The following is a 10,216-nucleotide window of genomic DNA, read 5'->3' as shown; positions in this document are numbered from 1 at the left end:
GCCTCGCTCTTGGGGCTGGCCTCCAGCAGGGTCGAGGTGAGAACCACCAAGGTCACGTGCGCTTCTATGCCGCGATCGGTGGGCCCGCGGGCTAATCGGCGCGGGTCGAGGGTGAGTTCGCTGTCAGTCGGCTTCGCGCGCCATGCAGCCTGAACTTGTGGGTGCTGCTCCATGTGGGTTCGCATTTCAGCCACTGCGGCGTGTCGATGAGGGCCGATTGGTGCGAAGTTGAAGCCGGTATCCTGCTCGGGCAAGGCGTCGATACCCGTGAGATCAGGCCCGTCGTCAAAGCGCATCTGAAGGCTGAGCTGCCAGTACTCCGGATCCACGCAGGGGCCGTCTCCGACGATGGCCAACTGCCGGGTGAACGTCAGCGACGGGCGGTGCCCGTTCCAGGAGTAGTGGCCCCATTGAAGGATGAAGCCGTCAGCGTCAGAGTCGGGGTCTGGATCGACGCCGTCGATCTCCACCTGCAAGAACTCGCTGAAAGCCTGCCAGGCTGCCTCAACGTCGAGGACATGGGCGGCCTCAAGACCATGACTTGTCAGGTACTGGGCGAACGCCTCGGCGCTTGATCGCCAGGGAACGGGCATGGCGGTCATCATCCAAGAGACCCCGAGCCGTCCCGGCGCCCTGCGCGGATCTGCCGCTGTCCGCGCGTTGGCCGCGCCCAGCCCACTGCGCTGCGCTGTCATGCCGAGTTGAATGCATCGCTGCTGTGCCGCTCGTCAGCGCCACACCTACAACATCGCCTGTTCCAGCAAGAGACGATGCTCGGCTGTCCACCGATGGGCCGCCCGAACGTCGTCCACCGCGCCGAGCGCACGCAGCCGCACCATTGCCGGCTCGCCAGCGTCCGCAGCGGCCGAGATTCCCTTCCAACATCTGTCCTGCCACCACAGGATCGTCCGGATCAGTTCCTTCCGAGCCGGCAAGTCGTACGCATCCGCGATCAACCGCACCAGCCGGGAAGCCTCGGTGACGTCCGCTCGCGGTCCCAGGCCGACATACTGCCAGCACACATGGGCGACGTCGTGCACCCGAGCTCCGGGCGCCGCGAGGTCCCAGTCGAGGAAAGCCACCGGCCGCAGGCCGCATCCGAGGTCGCGGTAGACGGTGTTCTTCGGCGACAGGTCGTTGTGGCAGACGACCTCCTGATCACCGGCAAGGTCGCTACCCGCGGTCAGATCATGGAACTGGCGCACCAGGCGGGCCACCGCCGCCAAACTCTCGTCGGATCGCACCTCGGCCGGCTGTGTCTCCTCCCAGGCCACATGCCCTCCCAGGAAGGTGTGGATTTCGCGACCCTGATCATCGAAGCCGAGGTGACGCGGAGCCCCCGACCACTGGCAGTGCTCGAGATACCGCAGGAGATCCTGAACGAACCCACCGGACGGCGAGGCCGATCGCCGCACCGTGTCGCCCACACGCACGGCACCATTGACGAAACCGCCGGGCAGCCGCTCCGGCTCATCACCGCTCAGTTCCACCACGTCCTCCCGCACCCGCGCTGTAGAACGTACTCATCTGCCGTTGCGACACGAGGTCGCACTTTGCGAGTGGACTCGCAGTTAGGAGGACCGGCGTGATGTCGGTTGTGTAGTCCCGGGCGCGTGCTTGCTGCCTGGCCCCGCCCTTGGCGTGCGCTGCTGGTAACGGCGGGGTGCGAAGCCCGAGGGAAAGCCGAAGGGTCCTCGTCCCATCGAGGGGGCCACGGGTGAGGGGCAGGCCGGACGGGTGAATCGCGTAAACCTTCGTTGATGCCTCGTGAATAGTGGCCCCGCGCGGTGGGATGCTCGGGCGGGGTGTTGGGACGGGCCGTCGTGAGGCGTCAGGCGCTGGCCGGGCACGGCATCCGGTCAGGGAAGCACCGCCGGTCCCCAGGGTAGAGAGGACACCCAACCCGGTCGCATCTCGTGAGTGTGGAACGTGGAAACCCCGACGGGGTCCGCCGCCGCTGTGCCGGTAGGCGGTAAGCCGACCGTGAGGAAGGCCCAGCTCCCCGGGCGGGAACAGGATGACGCGAGAAGCGAACGCCGGTGGCCGAAAGGCAGCAGGAAACCGCGACGATGGCCGTCTCCTTCCGGACGGTGTCGTGGATAACTGGCCGGATACCGGGCCGGGTGCCCGGCTGCGAAAGCCGCGGCATCCTGGAGCAATCGGAAGGTTACGGAGTGGGCGTACGGTTCAGTGTGGTCATCCCCTGCTTCAACGAAGCCGACTACATCGGTGCGACAATCGCATCGCTGCAAGCCCAACGCGTCGTGGGCGGCTGCGAAATCATCGTCGTGGACAACAACTGCACCGATGCCACAGCCGCGATAGCCCGGAACCTCGGGGCGACAGTGGTGACGGAGCACGAGCGCGGCGTGTGCGCGGCTCGACAGCGCGGTGCCCAGGCCAGTCGCGGCCAGATCATCGTCTCGGCGGACGCCGACACCACCTACGCCCCGGACTGGTTGGAAAAGATCCACCGTGCGTTCGCCGCGGACAACCGGGTCGTGGGGGTGGTCGGCCCCTGCCGGTACAAGGACGGTCCCCACTGGGGACGACTGTACGCCCGGCTGCTGTTCGGGCTCGTCGGCCTGGCCTACCGGCTGACCGGGCGGGTGTTCTACGTGACCGCGACGAACATTGCCGTGCGCCGGGACCACTTTCCCGGCTACGACACGAGGCTGACGCAGGGTGGCGACGAGTTGGACCTGCTGCGCAGGTTACGCCGTCAGGGTCGCGTGGTGTATGACCCAGGCAATCCAAGCCACAGCTCCGGGCGACGACTGACCCGCGGCCTGGTCTACAACATGTTCGTCACGCTGCTCGTGCACTATCTGCTGGCGTACCTGTTGAACAGGTTGTTCGGCCGCCGCGTCCTCGGATCCGCACCCGCCTTCCGCACCAGCCGCGCCGCGACCCGCCATTGGCGCACCATCGGCAGCGTCGCGGCCGCAGCGCTACTGGCGATTCCCTTCGCGGCGCCAGCCGGGCGGGTCTCCGACACCTACCACTGGTTCCTGCGGCACATCAGGGCGGGCCAGGACGGACACCGATGAGGTGGCTTGCAGGCGGGCTGCTCCTCATCGCCATCCTCGTCGCCATTTACTGGACATTCCTGTCTCCCTACTGCCAACTGTTCGGCCGTTACCCCTACCGGGGACCCTCGACGAACCGGGTCGTCGCACTGACCTTCGATGACGGCCCTAACGAGCCGTACACCTCCCAGATCCTCGACTACCTCGACAGCCGACACATCCGCGCCACCTTCTTCCAGGTAGGCAGCTGCGTGCAGCGGCACCCCGCCACGACCAGACGAATGGTTACCGCCGGTCACGTCATTGGTAACCACTCGCTGACCCACAGCTTCAGCAGCTACCTTCGTCCCGGCCGCTACGAAAGGGAGGTCCACCGGACGCAGGAGGTCCTTCGCCGGTACGTCGGCCGCGCACCCGCGCTGGCCCGCACTCCCTGGCTGTGGCGGCATCCCGTGCTGCTGCGGATGTTGCGAGCAGCGGCATTGCAGCCGGTGTCCGGCGTGTTCTGCCACGCCCTCGAGGTACTGCAGATCGACGCGGCGGCGATCGCCCGCGCAGCGGTCGCGAAGACAAGGCCCGGCACCATCCTGATCTTCCATGACGGATTCGATGCCCGAGGCGGCAACCGCAGCCAGACCGTCGAGGCAGTGAAGCTGACCGCCGAGGCGTTACTGGCCAGCGGCTTTCAGTTCGTCACCGTCGATGAACTGCTCGACGTGCCCGCCTACCAGCCCGACGTGGGCCATTGACGGGACCCCTCAGTCTCGGATCGTCGCCTCATCGGGCGCCGCCTGGGCGGCGTGCCGCCGGGACCGGAGCAGTTGGATGCCGATCGGTACCACGGAGATCACCACGATGCCGATCAGGATGAACTCGATGTTGGACTTGACGAAGGCGATCTGGCCGAGGAAGTAGCCCAGCACGGTGACGCCGATGCCCCAGAGCGCCCCGCCGAGCACGTTGTAGATGAGAAACGTCCGGTAGTGCATCCGGCTGACCCCGGCGATGATCGGGGTGAACGTCCGCACGATCGGCACGAACCGGGCCAGCACGATCGACCGGGCCCCGTACCAGGCGAAGAATCGGACTGGACCGGCTGGCGCTCGTGCCGCTGCCGGACGCGTCTACGTCCTGGGCGGCCTGGCGGTCGTCCCGCTGCTGCGCAACCTCGCTGACAACGCCGCTCGCCACATGTACGCTGACCTGCCGCCGGAGGGAAGGACGCGGGCGTGGCCCGTCAAAGGCGGCATGCGGGCCTGGGAAGAGCAGGCGGCACGCGTCGCACCTCGCTGGTCCGCGAACGTGACAGAATAGCGCCCCTCGATGCTCGGCGTGGTCATCACCGTCCGCGAAAGGTAGCGACTCACGGCAGAAGCGCGCATTTGGCCGATCGCTAAAGCTCGATGCAGTAACGCCGGGCTGGCCCGAGTCGGGTCTCCCGGACGCCTTCGAAGACGCCGCCGCACCGCTCGATCGTCCTCGCCGAGGCGCCATTGTCGACCGCGCAGACGGCCAGCACCCGATCCAGGCCCAGCATCCGCGCCTCCTCGAGCATCCGGCCCAGAGCCCAGGTGGCCAGCCCGCGGCGGCGCGCGGACGGCCGGATGCCGAACCCGATGTGGCCGGCCCACAGCGCGTAGTCGCTGCTACCGGTCAGCGGCCAAGCTGCGCCAGAAGGCAAGATGGTGGCGGGTCGTCAGGGTGTCGGGGTGATCTGGGCCGAGCACCGATTCAATGTCGGTGCGGGTGGTCTGGAGGATAGAACCAGCGCGGGTGATCTCTCCGACACCGTGTGGCGATTCGGCGGCCCATCGGCAAAGAGCGCGGAGCCGGGTGGGCGAAGGTTGAGCCGAATGGCCGCGTAGGGCGATGATGTGGGCGACTAGTCACCGACGAATGTCCCGCACATACTGCTTATTGATAGAGCTGCCGCACGGGGTCCGGTGACACAGGGAGGCACCCATACCGCGGGCGCAGCGCTGGCGATCACGGCCGGAGCGGATGCACCGTTCATTGCCGCGGGCGGATGAGATCGGAACACCGCAGACCGGTCACCGTCGACTGATCGTCGGGTCCGGTCAGGCGCACCGGGATCGGTGCGGGCTACGCGGAGGTGGTCATGTACCCAGCGGCGAAGGTTCGCATCGTTCTGGCGGCCGGGGCTCTCGGCCTTGCCATGGTCGCCTGCCAGTCCTCGCACGCCCCCGCGCCCGGGCCGTCCGCCCCTGATGCGGCACGCTCAATCTGGTCCGCGCCCGGTGGGTCGGGTGGCGGACGGGTGGCATCGCCGTCCACGTCGACCGCGCCGCCGCCCACGGAGGCCCCGGGCACGTCACCCGTGCCGGTACCGTCCGTGCCGGCGCCGACCAGGTCGGCCGGCCTGACCAGGTGGCAATTGGCCGGGCAGCGGATCATCTACTCCTACCCGGGGTTGACACCACCGGCGAGCCTGTTGAGGATCATCCGCGCCGGTGAGGCCGCCGGGATGATCTTCTTCGGGGAGAACATCGCAGGCACCGCCCAGATCAGCTCGGTGATCGCCCAGTTGCGACGAGCCCAGGCGCAAAGCCCGGTCCATGTGCCGCTGCTGCTGATGGTCGACCAGGAGGGTGGCCTGATCCGGCGGCTGTCGGGGGCGCCCGCGCTGTCAGAGAAGCGGATCGGCCAGTCCGCCGATCCGGTGGCCGCGGCGGCCGCGGCGGGCACCGGAGCCGGCCGCACCCTCGCCGCAGTAGGCATGAACGTCAACCTCGCCCCGGTTCTCGACGTCTACTCCACTGCGGGCAACTTCATCGACCAGTACCAGCGCTCCTACAGCGCGAACCCCGGCACCGTCGCGCCCCTGGGGCGGGCGTTCATCACCGCCCAGCAGCGCACCGGCGTAGCCGCCACCGCCAAGCACTTCCCCGGACTGGGACGGGCGACAACGGCCCAGAACACCGACACCCGGCCGATCACCCTGTCCCAGTCGCTGGCCACGTTGCGCGGCACCGACGAGTTCCCGTACTCAGCCGCCGTCGCCATCGGCGTCGACCTCGTCATGGTGTCCTGGGCCATCTACCCGGCGCTGGACCCGAACCGCCCAGCCGGCCTGTCGCCGACAGTGGTCAGGCAGGAACTGCGCGGCCGCATCGGGTTCACCGGGGTGACCGTCACCGACGCCCTGGAAGCCGGTGCGCTGGCTGGCTACGGCAGCACCGGCCAGCGCGCGGTCGCCGCCGCGACCGCCGGCATGGACCTCATCCTGTGCTCCGCTCGTGACGTCAGCCAGGGCGAAGCCGCCACCGCCGCCCTGGTCAACGCCCAGACCGGGGGCCAGCTCGACGCCGCCAGCTTCATCGCCGCGGCGGATCGGATCGCCGACCTGCGAGCCCGTCTCCAATGACCGTCTAGTGAGGTTTCCCCGGAATGTGGACACCGGGTTGCGCCGAGCACATCTGACCGGTAGAGCCGAACGGGTCCACCCGCAGCGGGAGAAGCAAGTCCTGGCGGCGCGGTCGCCGACGTCATAGGGCCAATGCGACGACCGCCATGGCGATGCACCCGATCAGCAAGGTGATCCCGCCGAACACGGCATATGGCCACCACTTGTCGGAGCGCTGCCGCTTGACCCGGATCCACTGCGTAAATGCGTTCCAATTCGGAGACGGATCCGACGCGACATCGGCGCGCGGCGGCCATGGGGGTGGTGGGGTTCGCGGTTCCAACTGGGCCATGGCTACTCCTGTGCGAGGCGTTGCCGTGCGGTGTTCGGATTAGGGACCGAGCGGGACCGCGGGGTCGGACGGTCCCGCCCGCTGCAGGAGGCCGCGCACCCCGACCTTACTTTTGAGCGGCGTCGGGCGTCGTAATACCGTTACAGCGACAAGTCGGACCTATCGGGCCGACAGTCGGCGGCCTGGCCGGCCGCGGTGTTCCACCACCGCAGCCGGCCGTTGACTTTTGACCTGTTGAAAATTGCCAAGCGTTGCGGTGGAATAGTCGAAATGTTTCACCACTGATCCTCGCGGATGAAGGTGGCATCATGTCAGTCCGCCCACTCCGTCTTCTCGGCACGGCGACGGCCGATGCTCGGCGACGTGCACTTCAGCGCCGTGCAGGTGCGGGCGAATCGGCTGAACTCGGAGACGATTCTCGCCGCCGAGGACCACAGCCGCCCGGCGTTCCTGCCCGCGTGGGGGCCCGCCTCGGGCCCAGATCAGCCGCTGCTTTTCCCGGTGGTCACCGAGGCCAGCGGACCGATGCCGACGTCGAGCTGCGTTGGAGGCCGACGGCGAGCAGGACCGGCCCGTTCGGCGAGGTGACCTCCAACGGGGTGTACCGCTTCGACGGGAAGACCATCCCGGAGGGCTACGACCTCGCCAACGCCGCGCCCCTCGTGGCAACGGTGCGCGGCACGACGTACACCGACCCGACGGCCGAGCCGGGCAAGCGGTACACGTACGTGGTGACCGCCCTCGACCGGCTCTGGCACGAGAACGCGGGGTCCGCCCCGCTGGATCTGAACGACCGGACGTCCGGTTTGCATTCAGGCTTCACTGGCGTACATCAATACCGTCCACCGACCCACAACAGTTGTCGTTGTTGTTCCACACCCCTCATGGAGGCAGCGCATGTCAACTCATCGGCCCGAGGTCGGTCGTCGCACCCTGTTCAAGGCAGGTCTGGGTACCGGGATCGCGGCGGTCGTCGGCACTGAACTGTTCGCGGTGGCACCAGCGGGTGCCGCGCCCAGCGCCATGTTCCCCTGGATCATCGATTGCGACACATGGGGTGCGCGCCCGCCAAGGGGAGCGATTCAGATCACCGGCAACGTCACCAACAAGATCATCCTGCACCACATGGCGTTCCCGAACGTCACGGACTACTCGCGCGACCACGCGATGCAACTGGCGCGGGACTGTCAGAACCTGCATATGGACGTCAACGGCTGGGCGGACACCGGCCAGCACTTCACGGTCAGCCGTGGCGGCTACGTGCTGGAAGGCCGCCACCGCAGCCTGCAGACGCTCGACACGGGCGGGCACCAGGTCATCTCCGCACACTGCCCGGGCGAGAACGGGAACGCGATCGGGATCGAGAACGAGGGCACGTACATCACCGAGACGCCGCCGGACGCACTGCTCGACGCGCTGGTGAGGTTGTGCACCGCGGTGTGCCAGCAGTTCCGGCTGCAGCCATGGGACATCTTCGGCCACTGGGACTTCTACACCACCCAGTGCCCGGGCACCGCCTTCTACCGGCTGTTCCCGATGGTGCGCTCGCGTGTCGCGGCAGCACTCGCTACACAACAGCCGGACATCCCCGCACGCCGGTGGCCCGACATCTGGCGCTTCGTCGACGGCCCGGTTGTGCAGGTCGCGCAGTACCTGCTCGCGGATCTCGGGTACCCGCTGACCCCGAACGGCGACTTCGGCTACGACATGAATGCCGTCGTGGCCGACTTCCAAGCCAACCACGGGATTCGGGTCGACCCGGACGCGACCTTCGACGCGGCCACCTGGGAAGCGCTTGTGCCGACCCTCGACAAAGACGCCAACGGTCTTCCCGTCAACGCGCTGCAGTACCTGCTCGGCCGCAAGGGGTACGACGACGTCACGATGAGCGGCGAATTCGACCACAGCACCATGAAGGCGGTTCAGGACATGCAGCGCCTACACGGCCTGGTACCCAATGGGAAGGTCGATGTGGACACGTGGTGCGCGATTGTCGGCGGCTCAGTTCGTTCGGCCTTCCAGTACTGAACGCCGCCTGCTCGCTGGTTTCAGGACGATCCGGACCCGACCGACGTAGGCGCTGGAGCGCTGACACGCCGGTCGGCCGGACGTCGTGATGACCGGTCCCGCAACAGGCTGCTGTCCGCGACGCGGGGCGTTACCAGTTGGCCTGGGCCGGTGGCATCGGCACCTGCACGTCGAGGCTGGGCGCGGAGGCGACCGCGGCCCGGAACGCCTGCTGTAATGGCCTTATGCATCTCAACCCTTACGGGGCGGACCCGGTACGACTGGCCGTCGACCTCACCAACGACCGTGCCCCACCTGGGCGACCGCAACGACCACGACTCGATCGGGGTGTTCCAGCAGCGCCCGAGCCAGGCCTGGGGCAGGCGTCGACCAACTGTCCGAACCCGCCTACCAGGCCGGGAAGTTCTTCGACAAGCTGCTCACCGTTCCCGGCTGGGAGTCGATGCCGCTCACCCAGGCCGCCCAGGCAGTCCAAGTCTCAGCCCTCCCGACCGCATACGCGAAGTGGACCGACGACGCCCTACACCTAGTGGAGCAGCTCACCAGCACCCTCACCGACTGCGCAAACGACGCGCCCGCCGCCCTCCCGAACGGGTTCGCTCTACCCACCGACACCCCGCCCGCCGTCACAACCGCCATCTCCTGGGCCCTGAACCAACTCGGCACCCGTACCACTTCGGCGGATCATGCACCGACCCGCACTCCGACGACCCAGCCCGGCAATGCGACTGCTCGTCGCTCATGCAGTCGGCGTACCGGGCGGCCGGCATCTCCATCCCCCGCGTCACTGCCGACCAGGTCAAGGCCGGGCAACCCGTAAACGATCAGGCGCTCATGCTGCCCGGTGACCTCGTCCTGATTCCCGGCAGCGAAGCAGCATGTCTAACCCTCGTCACGTCGGCATGTACCTCGGCCAGGGCCTCATCATCCACGCCCCGCAGACCGGCGGCGTCATCAAGATCACCCGGCTGAGCAACTGGTTCAACCAGATCGCAGCGATACGGCGCATTGTGAGTCCCGTAACCGGCGTGGGTCCTTAATCTAGATCCCGCCTGGCGCTCGGAGCATCAGCAGGATCGCAGCGAGCAGATCGCGCCATGAGAGTGAAGCCGGACCACGATCAGATACGGCGCAGCACCAGCGTCACGAAGCCCAGAACGTTGCGGTACCCGCGCAACCACTGATCGCGGTGCTCCCGGGCGACGGTGAGTGCCTCGGCAGCGTCCGGATGGCCGGGATTGTCAAGCGCCCACTCGGTGAGCGAGCCGATCCACGACCATTCGTAGTCGTCCCACTCGGCGGCGTCGCTGACATGGGCGTACACCGGCGTCCAGCCGGCCTGCTCAGCAGCGTCGACCAAGCCGGCGAGGTCGGTGAATTCGGCAGGTTCAGCCGGTCGTAACATTTGATCTTGGCGGTTGGGTGGGACAGGATGTTCCGCTG

The 10,216-nt window shown here is 67.6% G+C and carries 10 protein-coding genes and 2 pseudogenes; 6 read left to right on the top strand and 6 right to left on the bottom strand.

Annotated elements, in window-relative coordinates:
* Together ACFOYX_RS28065 and ACFOYX_RS28060 are read right to left on the bottom strand one after the other, a co-directional pair.
* Positions 1–605, bottom strand: a 605-nt coding sequence (locus tag ACFOYX_RS28065) for a hypothetical protein (RefSeq protein WP_377534539.1), incomplete at its 3' end; no start/stop codon positions are given.
* A gap of 135 nt (positions 606–740) precedes the next feature.
* Entirely contained in the window at positions 741–1,505 is a 765-nt protein-coding gene (locus ACFOYX_RS28060; RefSeq protein WP_322444036.1) for a phosphotransferase, read from the bottom strand.
* Between the two features lie 534 nt (positions 1,506–2,039).
* Here ACFOYX_RS28060 and ACFOYX_RS28055 point away from each other — a divergent pair.
* Both ACFOYX_RS28055 and ACFOYX_RS28050 read left to right on the top strand, forming a co-directional pair.
* Positions 2,040–3,050, top strand: coding sequence for a glycosyltransferase family A protein (locus ACFOYX_RS28055; RefSeq protein ID WP_322444035.1), 1,011 nt, complete (start codon positions 2,040–2,042; stop codon positions 3,048–3,050).
* A complete protein-coding gene (locus ACFOYX_RS28050) occupies positions 3,047–3,778 on the top strand; it encodes a polysaccharide deacetylase family protein (RefSeq protein ID WP_322444034.1) in 732 nt (243 codons plus the stop codon). The genes ACFOYX_RS28055 and ACFOYX_RS28050 overlap by 4 nt, the downstream gene beginning before the upstream one ends.
* 9 nt (positions 3,779–3,787) lie before the next feature.
* Here the strand turns inward: ACFOYX_RS28050 and ACFOYX_RS28045 are convergent.
* Positions 3,788–4,111, bottom strand: a pseudogene (locus tag ACFOYX_RS28045) (VTT domain-containing protein); the annotation flags it as partial.
* Between the two features lie 311 nt (positions 4,112–4,422).
* On the bottom strand, positions 4,423–4,710 hold the full coding sequence (locus ACFOYX_RS28040) for a GNAT family N-acetyltransferase (RefSeq protein ID WP_322444033.1): 288 nt from the start codon (positions 4,708–4,710) through the stop codon (positions 4,423–4,425).
* Positions 4,711–5,367: 657 nt separating this feature from the next.
* Here ACFOYX_RS28040 and ACFOYX_RS28035 point away from each other — a divergent pair.
* The gene (locus ACFOYX_RS28035; protein ID WP_322444032.1) at positions 5,368–6,414 is read left to right on the top strand and encodes a glycoside hydrolase family 3 N-terminal domain-containing protein; all 1,047 of its coding nucleotides are present in this window, start codon (positions 5,368–5,370) and stop codon (positions 6,412–6,414) included.
* A 121-nt stretch (positions 6,415–6,535) separates the two neighbouring features.
* Here ACFOYX_RS28035 and ACFOYX_RS28030 read toward each other — a convergent pair whose 3' ends face one another.
* The gene (locus tag ACFOYX_RS28030; protein ID WP_322444031.1) at positions 6,536–6,745 is read right to left on the bottom strand and encodes a hypothetical protein; all 210 of its coding nucleotides are present in this window, start codon (positions 6,743–6,745) and stop codon (positions 6,536–6,538) included.
* Between the two features lie 897 nt (positions 6,746–7,642).
* On the opposite strand from ACFOYX_RS28030, the gene ACFOYX_RS28025 reads away from it, so the two are divergent.
* From ACFOYX_RS28025 to ACFOYX_RS28015, 3 genes are all read left to right on the top strand, one after another.
* Positions 7,643–8,773, top strand: a complete 1,131-nt coding sequence (locus ACFOYX_RS28025; protein ID WP_322444030.1) for an N-acetylmuramoyl-L-alanine amidase — start codon at positions 7,643–7,645, stop codon at positions 8,771–8,773.
* 216 nt (positions 8,774–8,989) lie between these two features.
* Entirely contained in the window at positions 8,990–9,745 is a 756-nt protein-coding gene (locus tag ACFOYX_RS28020) for a C40 family peptidase (RefSeq protein WP_377534538.1), read from the top strand.
* A complete protein-coding gene (locus ACFOYX_RS28015; RefSeq protein WP_377534540.1) occupies positions 9,697–9,813 on the top strand; it encodes a hypothetical protein in 117 nt (38 codons plus the stop codon). Before ACFOYX_RS28020 ends, ACFOYX_RS28015 begins: the two co-directional genes overlap by 49 nt.
* Positions 9,814–9,893: 80 nt before the next feature.
* Here ACFOYX_RS28015 and ACFOYX_RS28010 read toward each other — a convergent pair.
* Positions 9,894–10,216 (bottom strand): annotated as a pseudogene (locus ACFOYX_RS28010) (SAM-dependent methyltransferase); the annotation flags it as partial.

It is taken from the genome of Micromonospora sp. GCM10011541 (genome assembly GCF_042650725.1).
Lineage (GTDB): Bacteria > Actinomycetota > Actinomycetes > Mycobacteriales > Micromonosporaceae > Micromonospora > Micromonospora sicca.
The sequence above is the reverse complement of the archived record's forward strand: the minus strand, read 5'-3'. Positions and strand labels throughout refer to the sequence as shown.